Here is an 18,209-nt window from a genome sequence, read left to right as displayed (position 1 = left end):
GCCGGGTAAGCGCAGCGCCACCCGGCAAAGGTTTACTGTAGCGTCTCGAGAATACGGTAAGCCGTTTCCACCCGTACCGGGTTCGGATAGCTTTTATTTGCGAGCATCACAATACCGATCTGTTTTTCAGGAATAAACGCCACGTAGCTGCCAAACCCACCCGTAGAGCCCGTTTTATGCACCCAGGAGGCTTTTACTGGCGGAGCCGGAGGATTCACTTCTGCGACCGGCAACGGCGCCAGTGCAACCTTATTATCGCTGCCATCCACCACGGTTTTGGCGTCGACCGGCCAGTTGAGCATCTCCCAGCCTAACCCTTGATACATGGCACTCACGCGCCAGTAGCGAGACTGCGCCAGCGCAATACCCTGCTGCAGAGTGGACTGCGGGAGTGTCTCAGGTGCCATATTGGCCATCACCCAGCTCGCCATATCTTTGACGTTAGATTTCACGCCATAGGCTTCTGCATCCAGTATACCAGACGAAACGTGGACCGCTTTTCCCTCACGATAACCCCATGCGTAGTGCGGCTCTTCAGCGTGTGGAACGTTTATCCACGTATGGTTGAGTTTCAGGGGCTTAAAGACCCGCTCCGCCATGGCCTGCTCGAAGCGCATGCCGGACGGTTTAACGGCCAGTGAGCCAAACAAACCGATGCTGGTGTTGGCGTACAGACGCGTGGTACCCGGGGCCCACTTTGGCTGCCAGGACTGGTAGAAACGCAGCAGAGAGGCGTTATCGGTGACATCATCCGGTACCTGCAACGGCAATCCGCCTGCGGTATAGGTTGCCAGGTCGATCAGGCGAATGCCTTGCCACTGCTTGCCCGTCAATTCAGGCCAGTATTTCGTGACCGGGTCGGCCAGCGAAATCTCTTTGCGGGCAATGGCATCGCCACCCAGCACGCCGGTGAAGGTTTTACTGACGGAGCCCAGTTCAAATAAGGTTTGCGGCGTGACGGGCTTATTCGCCGCGACGTCTGCTTTACCGAAAGTAAAATAGTGTGGCTGGCCCTGATAAATGACGGCCACGGCCATTCCGGGTATGGCCTGCGCCTTCATCAGGGGCGTAACGGTACGTTCCACGACGTCAGCCAGCTGTTTTTCTGACATCGGCGCGGCAAAAGCAGAGCAGGCAACGCTGAGCAGCAGGGCGCAGCTTAGGGATTTTTTCATCATCAGTTATCTTCCGTAATAGCGAGTCAAGGGGATGTCCGGGCCCGTCAGACGTTCGTAGTCTGGGTGATTTGACTGAGGCTGACAAACGGTTAAATTTAGCATTAGCTGTTAATTTTTCTAACGGAAGGGACCATGACACGCAGCTATCTCCCTCTTAATTCGCTTCGGGCGTTCGAAGCCGCCGCCAGGCACCTCAGTTTTACTCATGCCGCGATTGAGCTGAATGTGACCCATTCCGCGATTAGCCAGCACGTGAAGGCGCTGGAACAACACCTTAACTGCCAGCTGTTTGTCCGCGTTTCGCGCGGGTTGATGTTAACCACCGAAGGCGAGAATCTGCTGCCGGTGCTGAATGACTCCTTCGATCGTATCGCAGGCATGCTGGATCGCTTTGCTAACCATCGGGCGCAGGAGAAGCTGAAAATTGGCGTGGTGGGGACCTTTGCCACTGGGGTGTTATTCTCACAGCTGGATGATTTCCGTCGCAGTTATCCGCATATCGATCTTCAGCTTTCCACGCACAACAATCGCGTCGATCCGGCAGCTGAGGGGCTTGATTACACCATTCGCTACGGTGGGGGAGCGTGGCACGGCACGGAGGCGACGTTCCTCTGTTCAGCGCCGCTGGCACCACTTTGCACGCCGGACATTGCAGCCGCGCTGCACACCCCTGCCGATATCCTGAAGTTTACCCTGCTGCGCTCTTACCGGCGCGATGAGTGGACAGCCTGGATGCAGGCCGCCGGAGAAAACCCGCCTTCACCCACGCATCGGGTGATGGTGTTTGATTCGTCGGTCACTATGCTGGAGGCCGCACAGACAGGCACAGGCATTGCTATCGCCCCTGTCGATATGTTTACCCATCTGCTGAACAGCGAGCGCATTGTGCAGCCGTTTACGACGCAGATTGATCTTGGCAGTTACTGGCTAACGCGGCTGCAGTCACGCGCCCAAACCCCGGCAATGCGTGAATTTGCTCAGTGGCTGGTGGGGAAGATGCAGAAATAACAGGCCCGCCGGAGGGCGGGCCTGGTGTGTCAGATAGTGACTACGGCAATCAGTGTGACCACGGTCAGGATGGTTGCCAGACCGTAGAACACCCATTTACCGCTCGGTACGTGGATCTTCAGATCATGCATCGCATGATGGATACGGTGCAGGCCGCACCACAGCGGCAGGACAATCATCAGGAAGATGAATACCCGGCCAATAAAGCTACCTGCAAATGCCAGGACGCGCTCATAGCTCAGCGCATCACCGGGGAACAGCCCCAGCGGCAGCATAATGCCGACCAGCAGGATAATGACAGGTGCAATGATGGCACTCCACATGCCGCCTGCGCCAAAGAGGCCCCAGAAGACCGGCTCGTCTGAACGTTTTGGATTTGGATTGATCACAATAGTCTCCTTACCAGAACAGTGCGACAAACAGAATGGCCACAGAGACCACTGCCGTCACTGCCCAAAGCCCTTTAATGACCGGCTCAGGCCCCATTTTTTCGCCTTTAACGATAATATTCGCCGCTTTTGGCGCCAGTTCAAACCAGGTTTTGGTATGAAGCAGGGCGGCCGCGAGCACAATCAGGTTCAGGATCACGATGATCGGGTTTTGCAGGAACCCGACAAAACTGGCCCAGGTTTCAGGACCATGTTTGAGGGCAAAGACGCCATACATCAGTTCAAGGCTGAACCAGACCGCAGGCACCGCAGTGCCTTCACGCAGCATATAGAAGCGATAAAACGGCAGTTTCTTCCACCAGGTGGACGGCATCGGCCGCACGTAGGCTTTGCGTTTAGTCGTCATCATGCACTCCTTAGCGTGGTTTCAGGGTGGCGATAAGAAAGTCTTTCGAGCTTTCCACTTTACCCTGCTGAATAGCGGCGGCCGGGTCGACGTGCTTCGGACAGACTTCGGAGCAGTAGCCCACAAAAGTACAGCTCCAGACGCCGTTCTGGCTGTTAAGCTGCGGCATACGTTCTTTTTTACCGTGGTCGCGGCTATCCTCGTTGTAGCGGTGCGCCAGCGTGATCGCCGCCGGGCCGATGAACTCAGGGTTCAGGCCAAACTGTGGACACGCGGCGTAGCAAAGACCGCAGTTGATGCACCCGGAGAACTGATGGTATTTCGCCATCTGGGCGGGTGTCTGGGTATTCGGTCCCTGATCCGGCGTGCGCGGGTTGCCAATGATGTACGGCTTAATGGCTTCCAGGCTTTCGATAAAGTGGGTCATATCGACCACCAGATCGCGCTCAATCGGGAAGTTGCCCAGCGCTTCAACCTTGATGCCTTTGGTGTAATCACGCAGGAAGGTTTTACAGGCCAGTTTCGGTACTTTGTTCACCATCATGCCGCAGGAGCCGCAGATGGCCATGCGGCAGGACCAGCGATAGCTCAGGTCCGGTGCCAGGTTATCCTTGATATAGCCGAGCGCATCCAGCAGAGAGGTTTGCTCGTCATAGGGCACTTCATAGAAAGCGCTGTGTGGCGCGGTGTCCACTTCCGGGTTGTAGCGCACCACTTCAACTTTCAGTGTTTGCATCTCAGCCATTCGCCTTCTCCTTCTTCTCGGCGGCTTCTGCTTCTGCGCCGTAAACGCGTTTAGCCGGTGGCAGCGTTGTGATCTTCACGTCGCTGTAGTCCAGACGAGTGGTGCCATCCGCGTCGCGCCAGGCGAGGGTGTGTTTCAGGAAATTGACGTCGTCACGCTCGGTGCAGCCCTCATCAAGACGCTGATGCGCCCCGCGTGACTCTTTGCGCGCCAGCGCAGAGTGCGCCATACATTCCGCGACGTTCAGGCCGTGACCGAGCTCGATGGTATAAAGCAGGTCGGTGTTGAACACGCTGGAGGTATCGGTGATGCGCACGCGTTTGAAACGCTCCTGCAGTTCCGCCAGCTTATCGACAGTTTTCTGCATCAGCTCTGGTGTACGGTAGATACCGCAGCCCTCTTCCATCGACATGCCCATTTCGTCGCGGATTTTCGACCAGTTTTCGTTGCCTTCCTGGTTGACCAGATCCTTCAGCCGTTTCTCAACGTCAGCGACCTGCGCGTCCAGTGCTGCGCCGTTGGCTTCGCCCGCCGTTGCGGCACGCTCCATCGCGCGTTCGCCCGCCATGCGGCCAAAGACAACCAGCTCCGCCAGCGAGTTTGACCCGAGACGGTTGGCACCGTGCAGGCCGACAGAGGAGCATTCGCCGACGGCGAACAACCCTTTGATGCGCGTTTCACACTGCTGGTCGGTTTCGATCCCACCCATGGTGTAGTGCGCTGTTGGGCGTACCGGAATCGGCTCTTTCACCGGGTCGACACCCACGTAGGCTTTTGCCAGCTCGCAGATGAACGGCAGACGTTCCAGCAGTTTCTTCTCGCCGAGGTGACGCAGATCGAGGTAGACCACATCGCCACGCGGCGTGGAGATCGTGTTGCCTTTGCGCCACTCATGCCAGAAGGCCTGAGACACTTTGTCGCGTGGGCCGAGCTCCATGTATTTGTTTTTCGGCTCACCGAGCGGCGTTTCCGGGCCCATGCCGTAATCCTGCAGATAACGGTAGCCATTCTTGTTGACCAGAATACCGCCTTCGCCGCGGCAGCCTTCCGTCATCAGAATGCCGGAACCCGGCAGGCCGGTAGGGTGATACTGGACAAATTCCATATCGCGCAGCGGTACGCCGTGGCTGAGCGCCATGCCCATACCGTCACCGGTGACGATGCCGCCGTTGGTGTTGTAGCGGTAAACCCGGCCCGCGCCGCCCGTTGCCATCACCACCGCGTTAGCGCGGATCTGCACGAGCGTGCCTTCCATCATGTTCATCGCCACCAGACCACGCGCGTGACCGTCATCGACCAGAATATCGAGGACAAAATGTTCGTCAAAACGCTGGATTTGTGGGAACTGAAGGGAGGTCTGGAACAGGGTGTGCAGCATATGGAAGCCGGTCTTATCAGCGGCAAACCAGGTGCGTTCTATTTTCATTCCGCCGAAGCGGCGAACGTTGACGCTGCCGTCCGGACGGCGGCTCCACGGGCAGCCCCACTGTTCAAGCTGGGTCATCTCCGTTGGACAGTGATGTACAAAGTAGTCAACGACATCCTGTTCGCAAAGCCAGTCGCCCCCTGCAACCGTGTCGTGGAAATGGTATTCGAAGCTGTCATGATCCTGCGCAACGGCGGCGGATCCTCCTTCTGCGGCAACCGTGTGGCTGCGCATCGGATAGACTTTTGAAATCAGTGCGATTTTAGCGTTGGGATTAGCCTGTGCTGCAGCAATCGCAGCACGTAATCCCGCTCCGCCAGCGCCTATTACGGCAAGATCGGCTTGAAAAGTTTGCACGACATTCCTCCAGATTTTTGTTATTTCGCAACGCGATAAACTAAAGGTAGCCCACCTGTCCGCAAGGACGATTGCGAAAGCGTTTCCACTGCTCCTTTATGGGTAAAGAAGTATAACCGCGCGAACGGCAGGGAAATTTGACGTGTTCGATTTTTTTGCTGTTCTGTGCGGTGATTTATCATCGTGAATGATGAATTCCGTCACGTGATAGTTGCCCTAAATGAAATGCGATTTTTATTGCGCAAAATTTGTCTCTGTCCGTGCTAACGAGTAGACTTCGTGCCCTTGTCTGAAATCGGAGAATTACCCATGAGCGAAACGGCCACCTGGCAGCCGAGCGCATCCATCCCCAATCTGCTGAAACGCGCTGCAATTATGGCGGAGATTCGCCGCTTCTTTGCCGACCGCGGAGTCCTTGAGGTGGAAACGCCGTGCATGAGTCAGGCTACGGTAACGGATATTCATCTGGTGCCGTTTGAAACCCGTTTTGTTGGCCCCGGCCATTCACAGGGCATGAACCTCTGGCTGATGACCAGCCCGGAATACCACATGAAACGCCTGCTGGCGGCAGGGTGTGGCCCGGTGTATCAGTTGTGCCGCAGTTTCCGTAATGAAGAGATGGGGCGTCACCATAATCCGGAATTCACCATGCTGGAGTGGTACCGTCCGCATTACGATATGTACCGCCTGATGAACGAGGTAGACGATCTGCTGCAGCAGGTTCTCGACTGCTCAGAAGCGGAAACGCTCTCTTATCAGCAGGCTTTCCAGCGTTATCTGGAAATTGATCCACTGTCAGCGGATAAAACCCAGCTGCGCGAAGTCGCGGCAAAACTGGATCTGAGCAACGTGGCGGATACTGAAGAAGATCGCGACACGCTGCTGCAACTGCTCTTCACCTTTGGGGTTGAACCGCAGATTGGCAAAGATCGTCCGACTTTCGTCTACCACTTCCCGGCAAGCCAGGCTTCTCTGGCGCAGATCAGCACTGAAGATCACCGCGTGGCGGAGCGTTTTGAGGTCTATTACAAGGGCATTGAGCTGGCGAATGGCTTCCATGAACTGACCGACGCCCGCGAACAGCAGCAGCGTTTTGAGCAGGATAACCGCAAGCGCGCCGCGCGCGGTCTGCCGCAGCAGCCTATTGATACTAACCTGCTGGAGGCCCTGAAAGCGGGTCTGCCGGATTGTTCTGGCGTGGCGTTGGGTGTGGATCGTCTGGTGATGCTGGCGCTGGGCGCGGAACAGCTGGGCGATGTGATTGCTTTTACCGTCGATCGAGCCTGACGGCAGTACCCCCTCTCCCATGGGAGAGGGGGTACTGGCTGGCTTACAAACTCCCCGCCGGGCGTTTACGCGCCGCAGAGGTTAATGTTTTTCCTGTCTTAAGTCCGTCCAGGCTTTCCAGACGCATCTGGAACGGTGGGAACGGCATATCAATACCGTGCTCACGGAAGCCAGCCAGAATCAGCTGGTGGATCTCATGGCGTAGCGGCATACGGTGCCCCATTTCGGCGGCGTAAATACGCAATTCGAAAATCTGGATACCCTGCTGGAGATCGACCAGGAACACTTCCGGCGCCGGGTTATCAAGGACCAGCGTGCAGCGTTCGGCGGCGGTGTAGAGGATCTGTGTGACCTCTTCACTATTGGCATCCGAGGGCGCCGGTACCGTCAGTACCACACGCGTGACGGAGTCTGACAGCGACCAGTTGATAAACTGCTCGGTGATAAACGCCTTGTTGGGCACGATGATCTCTTTGCGATCCCAGTCGCTGATCGTGGTGGCGCGGGTGTTGATTTTGGTGATGCTGCCTGTCAGATCGCGGATCGTCACCGTATCGCCAATACGAATCGGTTTTTCAAACAGGATAATCAGGCCGGACACAAAGTTAGCGAAAATCTCCTGCATGCCAAAGCCCAGACCAAACGTCAGCGCGGCAACCAGCCACTGCAATTTAGACCACTCAATACCAATCATAGAGAACCCCACCATCCCGCCAAAGAGCAGAATCAGGTATTTGGTGATGGTGGTAATGGCATAGCCCGTACCAGGAGTTAAATCCAGGTGCTGCAACAGCGCCAGCTCCAGCAGTGCCGGGAAATTACGCACCAGCTGCGTGGTGATGATCAACACCAGAATGGCAATCAGCACCGCACCTAAGGTTATGGGCTCCAGGCTCTCCACACCCTGCACCGTGGACGTCACATCCCACAGCGAGATGTTCTCCAGGAAACCAAACGCGGAGTGGATTTCTGACCACAGGAAGATCACCGACAGCAGCGCAATCAGCATCAGGATGGAGCGTACCAGACGCAGAGACTGGGTGCTGATAGCGTCGAGATCCAGCTCAACCTCGTCCGCATCTATCGTGCCTTCGGTGCTGTTGACGTGGTTTGGCTCATCCTCGCCTCGCGCACGCTGGGCGAGGATCTCTGCCCGACGGTGCTTGGCGCGGTCAAACGCCAGACGGCGTCGCTGGATCAACATCCCCCGGCGGATGACGTGATAGATCACCAGCAGCAGGAACCAGATGGCAACGGAGGTTTCCAGTCGCGCCAGCAGTGCCTGCGAGGTCGCCAGGTAACCCACCGCTGCTGCCAGCATGGCAACCAGGGGGGCGCACAGCAGCAGGTTCCAGAGCATGCGGTTAAACATGTTGTCGCCGCTGCCGGTTTTATCCAGATAGAGCGGTATACCAGCCCGTTTCAGGCTGAGCGTGACGATGGCCAGCGCACCGCATATCAACATAAAGCAGAGACGGCCCAGCGATCCCGAAAACTCCCGGTCATTGAGATTATCAAACATGATCAGTGCCATAATCAGCGGCACAATCAGCCCGATGCTCATCAGGTAGTAACGCATGGCGCGCGCCACGCGGTTACGCGGCCAGCCAAAGTGAGCAATGAACAGACCATTCGGTCGCGCAAACGTGGCGCAAATCATCACTACCCACAGCAGGGGGACGGTAGCGGTCACGCCATCGCCAATGGCGACCGCGAGCGGGTAGGGCCAGGCCTCCCGCAGTCCATAACCGAGCGTCATCCACAGGACCGGCAGCGGCGAGGCGACAAGTATTGACCAGAACACGGTACGCAGCGTCAGCCAGAAGTGATCCTGCGTAACCTTACCCACCCGGGCGCTGGAGCGTTCCAGGAAGCGGGTGAAGTGTCTGCGTGAGTAAATGCTAAAGCCCACCAGAATCAACGCGCCCAGAAGAGGGAAAATGGTCTCTTTGCTGGTGAGCATCATCACGCTGGCTTTTCCAAGCTGGCTAAAGGTATCCAGCGAGATCAAACGGCGCAGATCCTGAACGATCTCGATTGGCCATGAGAAGGTCATTGGGCGCACGTCAGAGGTCCAGAAGAGATAACGGTGCGTTGCCTCGTTCACCTCTTTCAGCGCATCTTCCAGCTGACTGTTGGAGACCTTCAGCTTGGTCAGCTCCAGAATCAGCGTATCCCCGCCCTGTAACAGGGAGTTCAGCAGCTCGCGCTGGGTCCGCAACTGGGCTTCCAGAATACGGTTTTGCTCGCTGGTGAGAGGCTGCCCATCGGCCTGACGGATCTGGCGGATTTGCGGCTGTTTATTGAGAAGGTCTTCATAGTGCAGGCGTTGAACACGCAGCTGCGCCATCTCGGTATCCAGCTGCTGCGGTTTTGGCATCTCCGGCAGGCGTGAAACCTGGGCGCGTAATGCCTCTCCCAGCAGGTTGGACGAGCCCAGCCACTGAGACTGCTCGCGCAGGGTGTTGAGCGCCTGGCGAACCTGAAGGGTTTGATTGGTGGCCTGACGTTGCTGGGACGCCACCAGATCCATACGCTGCGCCTGCTGATTCAGTGCAGCAGAGAGTTCACGGTTAACCTTAAACTGGTCAACGATGCCCGCTGGCAGGTTATCGCTGTTTTCTGCCAGCAGCTCGGTGCTTTCCAGCGCGCGCTCAGCTTCACGCTGGCGCTGGCTGTTAAGTTGATTACGTAAAGCCTGCAGGTAAGCATCGAGCTGTTCGCTCTGCTTTTGCGCCAGTTCGGAGCGCATCCGCGACAGCTCCTGGCGGTTGTTTGCCGAGAGCTGCGCCAGCTCCAGTTCATCGACCAGTGCTTTAAGTCTGGCTGATTCAGCCTGAAGCGACAGATTTTGCGCCTGGTTCTGCGGTGTGTTACCCGTTTGGGTACCGATACGGCGCTCAACCTCGTTGAGCTGACGGCGGGCATCGGTTTGCTGTTGCGGAAGCTGGCTCAGCGAGTCGGCGATTTCACGTGCGCGTTCCTGCTCCTGCTGTGCCAGACGGCTCTTTTCCAGAAGCTGACTGCTAACCTGCAGGATCTCCTGATTCAACGCGTCAGAGGTCATGCCAGCAGGCACATCGCGCGGTTCATCGCGCAGATTGCTCAACTGATTGCGTAGCGTTTGCGAGAGTTTGGGGAAGTTGTCGATAACCTGCTGATATTGCTGAGCGCGCTCGAGGGAGCCTTTCCGCTCCTCAAGCGCATTCAGTGCAGACTGGAGCGACTCCACGGTCTCTGGCTGAGCGGGTTTTGCCGCTTTCGCCTGCTCCAGTTCCTGGGTTATCTGTTTTGCGTCGGGGGCTGTCGCTGCGTACGCCCCCATGCTGAGGCACCAGGCCATCAGTAGTACGATAATCGGGCGCACGTCAGCGTTCCTTCTGTTGTTAGCCTTCGTCTTTTTTGTCGTCAACCAGCGGGCTGGCGTCAAGTTCGGCCTTGATCTCTTCTTCCGGGAGCGGTGCAGGCTCTGCGTCCGGCGTCACGAAAGGTTCAGTCGAGACCGCCAGCGGCTGGCCGAGTTTGGTGACCGACAGGCTCTGGAGCTGTTCAACCAGTTTCACTTTGCCAGGGGCAAAGAGGTTGATAACCGTGGAACCCAGCTTGAAGCGACCCATCTCCTGGCCTTTCAGCAGAGCGACCGCGCCTTCTTCTTCACCGGCAGGCCAGGTCCAGCGTTTGATCACGCCTTCACGTGGCGGGGTGATGGTTCCAGCCCAGACCGTTTCGATGCTGCCGACAATCGTTGCACCCACCAGAATCTGCGCCATTGGGCCAAATTCAGTATCAAACAGGCAGATGACGCGTTCGTTACGCGCGAACAGGTTGGGAACGTTTTGCGCGGTCAGGTGGTTCACGGAGAACAGATCGCCCGGCACGTAGATCATTTCACGCAGGATCCCGTTGCACGGCATGTGCACGCGGTGATAGTCACGCGGAGAGAGATAGGTGGTGGCGAAGGTACCGTTGCGGAACAGATCCGCCATCAGGTAGTTGCCCGCCAGCAGCGCTTCCAGGCTGTAGTTGTGGCCTTTTGCCTGCAGGATTTTGTCGTCTTCGATGTTACCCAACTGGCTAATCACGCCATCTGCAGGCATGACCAGCACGTTAGGATCGGTATCAACCGGGCGGACTTCGTCACGCAGTGGGCGCACGAAGAATTCGTTGAAGGTGCGATAGCTGGCGGTATCTGGCTTCTGCGCCTCTTTCATGTCGACCTTGTAATATTTTACGAAAAGGTCGATGACCAGTTTGGTCAGCCAGCCCGCTCGTTTGCTCGCGCCCCAGCCCGCCAGGCGAGTGAGCCACAGTTTTGGCAGAATGTATTGAAGCGAAAGTTTAAATGCGTTTAACAAGGTAGCCTCCAGGCCATTTTTTGTCGTTCCTGATCCGGCTGTAATCAGCCGGAACCTGAAAAAAGGGGACGATTTTAGCGATGCTTAGCTTAGTTGTCAGTTATCAGAATCAGAAAAGTTTTTACGCGTTTTTACCTGATCCATGCTCTCAAGAATGCGGTGGTAGTTATCAAAGCGGGTCTCCGCAATCTCACCTTTCTCGACCGCTTCGCGGATGGCACAGCCCGGGTCGTTATCGTGTTTGCAATCCCGGTATTTGCAAGCCCCTAAATAATCATGGAATTCGACAAATCCGTTGAAGATTTGTTCCGGTTCAAGGTGCCACAAACCGAATTCGCGCACGCCCGGAGAGTCAATCACATCGCCGCCATGCGGGAAGTGGTAGAGACGAGAAGCGGTAGTGGTGTGCTGGCCCAGGCCCGAGACATCAGAGACATCGTTAGTCAGAATTTCTTGCTGGAGACCGAGAAGATTATTCAGCAGGCTGGATTTCCCCACGCCGGACTGACCCGCAAAGATACTGATGCGCCCGGTCAGCGCTTCTTCTAAGGGTTTCAGGCCATCTTTGGTGTAGCTGGAGACCATCAGCACGCGATAACCGATCTTGCGGTAGATATCCATCTGCTCATTCACGAAGTCCATACCTTCATCATCCAGCAGATCGATCTTGTTCAGAACAATGATTGGCTCAACCTGTAACGTTTCGCAGGCAACAAGGTAGCGGTCGATAATATTGAGCGACAGCTCGGGCAAAATCGCCGAGACGATGACGATCTGGTTGATATTGGCGGCAATGGGTTTTACCCCGTCGTAGAAATCGGGACGGGTAAGTACCGACGTGCGCTCGTGAACCGCTTCAACGATACCTTTGACCGTTACGCCTTCCGCCGCCTCTTTACCTGGACGCCAGACAACGCGATCGCCGGTAACCAGCGAACGAATAGTTCGTCGAATGTTGCAACGGTGGATCTCACCGTCGGCGGATTCCACGTCGGCATGCATACCGAAACGGCTGATGACGACGCCTTCCGTCGGCTCACCAAACAGGTTGTCGTCGTAATCGACCTTCTCCGAAGTGGTTTTAAGACGGCGCTGGTGATTGGCATTCACGCGGCGCTGCTGCCCTTTGGAGAGTTTATTTTTACTCAATCGCGCTGGCTCCTGGTCGCCCGTAAGGGGCAAAACCTCTATGATACACTCTAATTAATACTAGTTAACCTGCTACAGCCGGTTATGCGAGAAGGGTGGAAAATAACATGAGCGCGGATGAAAACAACCTGATTTGGATCGATCTTGAAATGACCGGGCTGGATCCCGAGCGCGATCGCATTATTGAGATTGCCACGCTGGTCACCGATGCAAACCTGAATATTCTGGCGGAAGGGCCAACCATTGCGGTGCACCAGTCCGACGATCAGCTGGCGTTGATGGATGAGTGGAACGTGCGTACCCACACCGGCAGCGGGCTGGTTGAACGGGTGAAGGCGAGCACGATGGGCGACCGCGAGGCGGAGCTGGCGACGCTTGAGTTTCTGAAAAAGTGGGTCCCGGCGGGCAAATCCCCTATCTGTGGTAATAGCATTGGCCAGGATCGTCGTTTCCTGTTTAAGTACATGCCGGAGCTGGAGTCTTACTTTCACTACCGTTATCTGGACGTGAGCACCCTCAAAGAGCTGGCGCGCCGCTGGAAACCCGAAATCCTCGATGGCTTTAAAAAGCAGGGTACGCATCAGGCGATGGACGATATCCGTGAGTCCGTCGCGGAGCTGACGTACTATCGCGAAAACTTTATTAAGCTGTGATTTTGAGACCTGGCGCCTTGCGTGGCCGGGTTTTTGTCGTTAAATTGTTCAGCTTGCCGATTAAATAAGCACTTGAACTGATTTTCGAAAAAATCGCGTTGAGGGGGGTTGCAGCTAAAAGGATTTCTCGTATAATGCGCCTCCCGTAACGACAGAGAAATACGCGTTACGACAGCAACAAAAGCAGTACAAATTTGCGGGAATAGCTCAGTTGGTAGAGCACGACCTTGCCAAGGTCGGGGTCGCGAGTTCGAGTCTCGTTTCCCGCTCCAAAATTTGAAAAGTATCGCAAGATACGCCAGCACCAGAACACCCAAGCGGGAATAGCTCAGTTGGTAGAGCACGACCTTGCCAAGGTCGGGGTCGCGAGTTCGAGTCTCGTTTCCCGCTCCAAAATTTGAAAGTATCGCAAGATACGCACAGCTTCAGAACACCCAAGCGGGAATAGCTCAGTTGGTAGAGCACGACCTTGCCAAGGTCGGGGTCGCGAGTTCGAGTCTCGTTTCCCGCTCCAAATTCTTCTTGATATCAAAAATATCCACAGCGGTAAGATTCGTTGGGGACGTTTTCTATTACTTCCGAAATACTCTTGTAAACAGAGTTATCCACAGATTTTGGGTGTGGCCGAAACCGTGTAAAAAGTTAGCAGGGTGAATAGTATCTCTGTAACTTGCTGTATATGCTTGAGAAAATTTGATTTCAAAATGTTATTGAGATCACTTGACCTCATCTCCAGCCCTGATGCTGCTTGAGTTTGTAATTTTATTCACAGGCTGTGAATAGTTCACGCATCCCGCGGAAGCCCTTTTTCTATCACTCTCACCAGGCGTTGTTTTTGCGGTGGTTGTACCTCAACCACGCAGGCATTTCGCTTCTCGATTTGCTGCGCAATCGCCCATTCTATGTGTTCGTCGAGAAGTGGGTGCTCACCTCTACGGCTCTCAAGCGCCCGGATATTCGCTTCATCCCACGGGGCATTTCCCAGCGCAACGGCGACATTACGCAGCCAGCGCAGATGGCCAATACGGCGAATGGCCGAACCTTCCGTCACTTTCAGGAACCAGGCTTCACTCCAGGCAAACAGTTCAATGAGCTGTGGCGCATGCAGCGCCTTACGCGGGCTAAAATCCTCTTCGTCCGTGAGTTGCGAGTAGCGGTTCCACGGGCAAATTAACTGACAGTCGTCGCAGCCGTAGATGCGATTGCCAATAAGTGGTCGGAATTCTTCAGGGATCGCCCCTTCCAGTTCGATGGTGAGGTAAGAGATGCAGCGTCGGGCATCCACCGTATAGGGCTCAACGATAGCGCCCGTCGGGCAGATAGTCATACAGGCCACGCAGCGCCCACAACCTTCTTCTACCGGGCCGTCTACCGGCAGTGGTAAATCAATCAGCAGTTCACCAAGGAAAAAGAACGATCCTGCGTCGCGGCTCAGAATAAGTGAGTGCTTACCAGTCCAGCCAAGCCCGGCTTTTTCAGCGATAGGGCGCTCAAGAACAGGCGCGGAGTCGACAAACGGTCTAAAATTCAGCGAAACACAGTGCTGCTGAATAGTTTCGCCGAGTTTTTTTAGCCGGTTACGCAGAAGCTTATGGTAATCACGCCCCAGGGCATACCGGCTAACGTAACCGAGAGAGGGGTTTTTTAACGTACGCGCAAAAGCCGCGTTGGCGGGAAGATAATTCATGCGTACGCTGATAACGCGTAACGTACCCGGCAACAGCTCGTGTGGACGGGCCCGCATCATGCCGTGACGCGCCATCCACTCCATTTCGCCGTGGTATTGTTTATCCAGCCAGGCCTGCAGTTTTGGCTCGCTGGCGGAGAGATCGGTGTCGGTGATCCCCACCTTCTGGAAGCCCAGTTCAGCACCCCACTGTTTTATTTTTTGCGCTAACTGATTGAGATCGAGGGGCTGTGACATGACGGACCATACTGTGAAGAAAAACCCCGCAAGTATACCACATTCCATCTGGCATGCGGATGACCTCAGACGCGCCGAAAAAGAGGCTGCAGACAGTCTTGGCATTACCCTTTATGAGCTCATGCAACGGGCGGGCGAGGCGGCATTCAACATTGCTCGTAGTGCGTATCCGCAATCCGGCCACTGGCTCATTTTATGCGGACACGGCAATAACGGCGGCGATGGTTACGTTGTCGCCCGGTTGGCGGTCGCGGCAGGTCTCCGCGTTACGTTACTGGCGCTGGAGAGCGATAAGCCGCTGCCGGAAGAAGCCAGCGCCGCGCGGGAAGCCTGGCTTAATGCAGGCGGAGTGATTCATGCATCCGATATCGTCTGGCCAGAGGATGTTGATCTGATTGTTGATGGTCTGCTGGGCACGGGGTTACGTAGTGCGCCCCGTGATAACGTAGCCGCTCTGATTGCGCGCGCCAATGCCCATACCGCGCCGGTGGTGGCACTGGATATTCCCTCTGGTCTGATGGCGGAAACCGGTGCGACGCCAGGAGCGGTGATCCAGGCCGCGCATACCGTCACGTTTATTGCCCTAAAGCCCGGGTTACTCACCGGGAAAGCGAGGGATGTGGTGGGCTCGTTGCACCATAACGCCCTGGGGCTGGAGAGCTGGCTTGCCGGGCAGGAGACACACCTTTCCCGCTTTGATGCTACTCAACTTAGCCACTGGCTGCCGCCGCGTCGGCCAACGTCGCACAAAGGCGACCACGGCAGGCTGGTCATCATTGGCGGCGATCACGGCACGGCCGGCGCTATCCGGATGACGGGGGAAGCTGCGTTGCGCAGCGGGGCGGGGCTGGTCCGGGTGCTGACACGCAGTGAAAATATCCCGCCCATTATTACGGCCCGACCAGAGCTGATGGTGCATGAGCTTACGCCGCAGACCCTTGAAGAGAGTCTTGAGTGGGCGGATGTGGTGGTGATTGGCCCGGGACTCGGGCAACAGGCCTGGGGTAAGCAGGCGCTGCAAAAGGTCGAGAATTTTCGTAAACCGATGCTCTGGGATGCCGATGCGCTGAACCTTCTGGCAATCAACCCGGATAAGCGTCACAATCGCATCCTGACGCCACACCCCGGCGAAGCCGCGCGGCTGCTTAACTGCAGCGTGGCAGAAATTGAAAGCGATCGCTTACTTTCTGCTCGCCGTCTGGTAAAACGTTACGGAGGTGTTGCCGTTCTCAAAGGGGCGGGAACCGTCATCGCAAGCGATGAGGCACTGGGCATTATTGATGCCGGAAATGCGGGCATGGCGAGTGGCGGAATGGGCGATGTGCTTTCAGGTATCATCGGCGCATTGCTCGGGCAGAAACTTCCCCTTTATGATGCAGCCTGTGCCGGCTGCGTGGCTCACGGTGCGGCGGCTGACAGCCTGGCTGCACGGTATGGCACACGCGGTATGCTGGCCACCGATCTTTTTTGCACGCTGCGGCGTGTTGTTAACCCGGATGTGATTGACGTAGAAAATGACTAATCGAGCGATTCCTTTACCTGATGAACAAGCCACTTTAGAACTCGGCAAGCGCGTGGCGCAGGCCTGTCAGGGGGCGACTGTCATTTATCTTTATGGTGATTTAGGTGCGGGTAAAACCACCTTCAGCCGGGGTTTTTTGCAGGCGTTAGGCCATAACGGGAATGTGAAAAGCCCAACCTACACGCTGGTAGAGCCGTACACTCTTGAAAATCTCATGGTGTATCACTTCGATTTATACCGACTTGCGGATCCTGAGGAGCTGGAATTTATGGGGATCCGTGATTATTTTGCCAATGATGCCATCTGCCTGGTGGAGTGGCCGCAACAAGGTGCGGGTGTGTTGCCTGACCCGGATGTCGAAATTCACTTAGATTACCAGGCACAAGGGCGTGAGGCGCGCATCAGTGCTGTTTCCTCATCAGGCAGTTCCTTACTGGCGCGTTTAGCCGGTTGAGCGTAGGGATGACGGGATGATAAATCGCGTTAAAGGTTGGTTATTGGCTGCCACAGTGCTGCTGTGCGCGCAGGCTGGTGCGGCAAGCCTCTCGGATATTCAGGTGTCTAACGGGGAGAGCCAGGCCCGGATCACGTTCAGTTTTATGGGCGACCCTGAATATGCTTTTTCTCAACCAGACAGCCGCAGCGTGGCGCTGGATATCAAACAGACGGGTGTGATCCAGGGGTTGCCCTTGCAGTTCAGCGGTAACAACCTGGTCAAAAGTATTCGTTCCGGTACGCCAAAAGACAGTCAGTCATTGCGCCTGGTGGTCGATCTGACCGAAAAGGGTAAAACGCGGGCGGTGAAGCAGCAAAACGGCGCGAATTATACGGTGGTCTTTACCATCAATGCCGATGCCCCTCCGCCACCGCCACCGCCGCCGGTTGTGGCGAAACGGGTGGAAGAGCCGGTTTATACCCCGCGCCCGTCTGAACCTGCGCGGAATCCGTTTAAAACCGACAACGATCGCATCACCGGCGTCACCAGCAGTAATACCGTGACACGCCCGGCGGCCAGCGCGCGTCGTGTGGTCAGCGGTGATAAAGTGATTATCGCCATTGATGCCGGTCATGGCGGGCAGGATCCGGGTGCAATTGGTCCAGGTGGTACGCGCGAGAAAAACGTGACCATCGCCATTGCCCGTAAGCTACGGACGCTGTTGAACAATGACCCGATGTTTAAGGGCGTAATGACCCGTGACGGCGATTATTTTATCTCCGTGATGGGACGCTCAGACGTGGCGCGTAAGCAAAATGCTAACTTCCTGGTCTCCATTCATGCGGATGCCGCACCAAACCGTAACGCCACGGGGGCATCGGTGTGGGTGCTGTCAAACCGTCGGGCGAACAGTGAAATGGCTAACTGGCTTGAAGAGCATGAGAAGCAGTCCGAACTGTTGGGTGGTGCGGGCGATGTGCTGGCCAACAGCCAGTCTGACCCGTATCTCAGCCAGGCGGTGCTCGATTTACAGTTCGGTCATTCTCAGCGCGTCGGGTATGATGTCGCCACCAACGTACTGAATCAGCTGCAAGGCATCGGGGCATTGCATAAACGCCGTCCGGAGCATGCGAGCCTTGGGGTTCTGCGTTCGCCGGATATTCCATCGATCCTCGTGGAAACGGGCTTTATCAGTAATAACAGCGAAGAGCGTTTGCTGGGCAGCGACAGCTATCAGCAGCAAATTGCCGAAGCGATTTATAACGGTCTGCGTAAATATTTTGAGGCTCATCCGCTGCAGTCTGCGCCGCAGGGCGGTGCAGCCCAGACGGCCAGCGCCGTGCTGCCGGGTGAGATGACCGCGACCAACTAAGG

The 18,209-nt window shown here is 56.1% G+C and carries 15 protein-coding genes and 3 tRNA genes; 9 read left to right on the top strand and 9 right to left on the bottom strand.

Annotated features, from left to right (window positions below; all coding sequences use genetic code 11):
* Positions 1-32: 32 nt before the first annotated feature.
* Positions 33-1,178 (bottom strand): CMH family class C beta-lactamase, encoded by a 1,146-nt coding sequence (blaCMH, locus tag VF709_RS22350; RefSeq protein ID WP_187170990.1) that lies wholly within the window; start codon positions 1,176-1,178, stop codon positions 33-35.
* Positions 1,179-1,310: 132 nt separating this feature from the next.
* Here blaCMH and ampR point away from each other — a divergent pair, with 132 nt between their 5' ends.
* The gene (gene ampR, locus VF709_RS22345) at positions 1,311-2,186 is read left to right on the top strand and encodes a LysR family transcriptional regulator AmpR (RefSeq protein WP_013095271.1); all 876 of its coding nucleotides are present in this window, start codon (positions 1,311-1,313) and stop codon (positions 2,184-2,186) included.
* 29 nt (positions 2,187-2,215) lie between these two features.
* Here ampR and frdD read toward each other — a convergent pair whose 3' ends face one another.
* Genes frdD through frdA form a run of 4 tightly spaced genes read right to left on the bottom strand, consistent with a single transcriptional unit; the run spans position 2,216 to position 5,509 of the window.
* Positions 2,216-2,575 carry a fumarate reductase subunit FrdD gene (gene frdD / locus VF709_RS22340; RefSeq protein WP_013095272.1) on the bottom strand — a complete coding sequence of 120 codons (360 nt, stop codon included), beginning with the start codon at positions 2,573-2,575 and terminating at the stop codon, positions 2,216-2,218.
* 10 nt (positions 2,576-2,585) lie between these two features.
* Entirely contained in the window at positions 2,586-2,981 is a 396-nt protein-coding gene (gene frdC, locus VF709_RS22335; protein WP_149896994.1) for a fumarate reductase subunit FrdC, read from the bottom strand.
* Between the two features lie 10 nt (positions 2,982-2,991).
* On the bottom strand, positions 2,992-3,726 hold the full coding sequence (gene frdB / locus VF709_RS22330) for a fumarate reductase iron-sulfur protein (protein WP_013095274.1): 735 nt from the start codon (positions 3,724-3,726) through the stop codon (positions 2,992-2,994).
* A complete protein-coding gene (gene frdA / locus VF709_RS22325; RefSeq protein WP_013095275.1) occupies positions 3,719-5,509 on the bottom strand; it encodes a fumarate reductase (quinol) flavoprotein subunit in 1,791 nt (596 codons plus the stop codon). The genes frdB and frdA overlap by 8 nt, the downstream gene beginning before the upstream one ends.
* A 309-nt stretch (positions 5,510-5,818) precedes the next feature.
* Between frdA and epmA the strand changes: the two genes are divergently transcribed.
* The gene (epmA, locus tag VF709_RS22320) at positions 5,819-6,796 is read left to right on the top strand and encodes an elongation factor P--(R)-beta-lysine ligase (protein WP_014830371.1); all 978 of its coding nucleotides are present in this window, start codon (positions 5,819-5,821) and stop codon (positions 6,794-6,796) included.
* A 43-nt stretch (positions 6,797-6,839) separates the two neighbouring features.
* Here epmA and mscM read toward each other — a convergent pair whose 3' ends face one another.
* The 3 genes from mscM to rsgA form a co-directional block, all read right to left on the bottom strand.
* Positions 6,840-10,163, bottom strand: a complete 3,324-nt coding sequence (gene mscM / locus VF709_RS22315; protein ID WP_029883866.1) for a miniconductance mechanosensitive channel MscM — start codon at positions 10,161-10,163, stop codon at positions 6,840-6,842.
* Positions 10,164-10,182: 19 nt separating this feature from the next.
* A complete protein-coding gene (asd, locus tag VF709_RS22310) occupies positions 10,183-11,151 on the bottom strand; it encodes an archaetidylserine decarboxylase (RefSeq protein ID WP_038984051.1) in 969 nt (322 codons plus the stop codon).
* 96 nt (positions 11,152-11,247) lie between these two features.
* A complete protein-coding gene (gene rsgA / locus VF709_RS22305; RefSeq protein WP_013095279.1) occupies positions 11,248-12,300 on the bottom strand; it encodes a small ribosomal subunit biogenesis GTPase RsgA in 1,053 nt (350 codons plus the stop codon).
* Positions 12,301-12,407: 107 nt separating this feature from the next.
* Here rsgA and orn point away from each other — a divergent pair, with 107 nt between their 5' ends.
* From orn to VF709_RS22285, 4 genes are all read left to right on the top strand, one after another.
* Positions 12,408-12,953 (top strand): oligoribonuclease, encoded by a 546-nt coding sequence (orn, locus tag VF709_RS22300; protein ID WP_029883867.1) that lies wholly within the window; start codon positions 12,408-12,410, stop codon positions 12,951-12,953.
* A gap of 196 nt (positions 12,954-13,149) precedes the next feature.
* Positions 13,150-13,225: transfer RNA gene (locus tag VF709_RS22295), tRNA-Gly, on the top strand.
* A 45-nt stretch (positions 13,226-13,270) separates the two neighbouring features.
* Positions 13,271-13,346 (top strand) — tRNA-Gly (locus VF709_RS22290).
* A 45-nt stretch (positions 13,347-13,391) separates the two neighbouring features.
* Positions 13,392-13,467 (top strand) — tRNA-Gly (locus VF709_RS22285).
* A gap of 270 nt (positions 13,468-13,737) precedes the next feature.
* Here VF709_RS22285 and queG read toward each other — a convergent pair.
* A complete protein-coding gene (gene queG, locus VF709_RS22280; protein ID WP_013095281.1) occupies positions 13,738-14,877 on the bottom strand; it encodes a tRNA epoxyqueuosine(34) reductase QueG in 1,140 nt (379 codons plus the stop codon).
* Between queG and nnr the strand changes: the two genes are divergently transcribed.
* Genes nnr through amiB form a run of 3 tightly spaced genes read left to right on the top strand, consistent with a single transcriptional unit; the run spans position 14,876 to position 18,207 of the window.
* Positions 14,876-16,399, top strand: coding sequence for a bifunctional ADP-dependent NAD(P)H-hydrate dehydratase/NAD(P)H-hydrate epimerase (gene nnr / locus VF709_RS22275; protein ID WP_023619488.1), 1,524 nt, complete (start codon positions 14,876-14,878; stop codon positions 16,397-16,399). The two genes, queG and nnr, sit on opposite strands and share 2 nt — an antisense overlap.
* Positions 16,392-16,853, top strand: coding sequence for a tRNA (adenosine(37)-N6)-threonylcarbamoyltransferase complex ATPase subunit type 1 TsaE (gene tsaE, locus VF709_RS22270; protein WP_013095283.1), 462 nt, complete (start codon positions 16,392-16,394; stop codon positions 16,851-16,853). Before nnr ends, tsaE begins: the two co-directional genes overlap by 8 nt.
* Positions 16,854-16,869: 16 nt before the next feature.
* Entirely contained in the window at positions 16,870-18,207 is a 1,338-nt protein-coding gene (amiB, locus tag VF709_RS22265) for an N-acetylmuramoyl-L-alanine amidase AmiB (protein ID WP_149896988.1), read from the top strand.
* The last annotated feature ends 2 nt before the right edge of the window (positions 18,208-18,209 follow it).

It is taken from the genome of Enterobacter sp. Lyrl_3, assembly GCF_051948675.1.
GTDB classification, from domain to species: domain Bacteria; phylum Pseudomonadota; class Gammaproteobacteria; order Enterobacterales; family Enterobacteriaceae; genus Enterobacter; species Enterobacter cloacae.
This window is presented reverse-complemented; position numbering and strand designations above follow the sequence as displayed.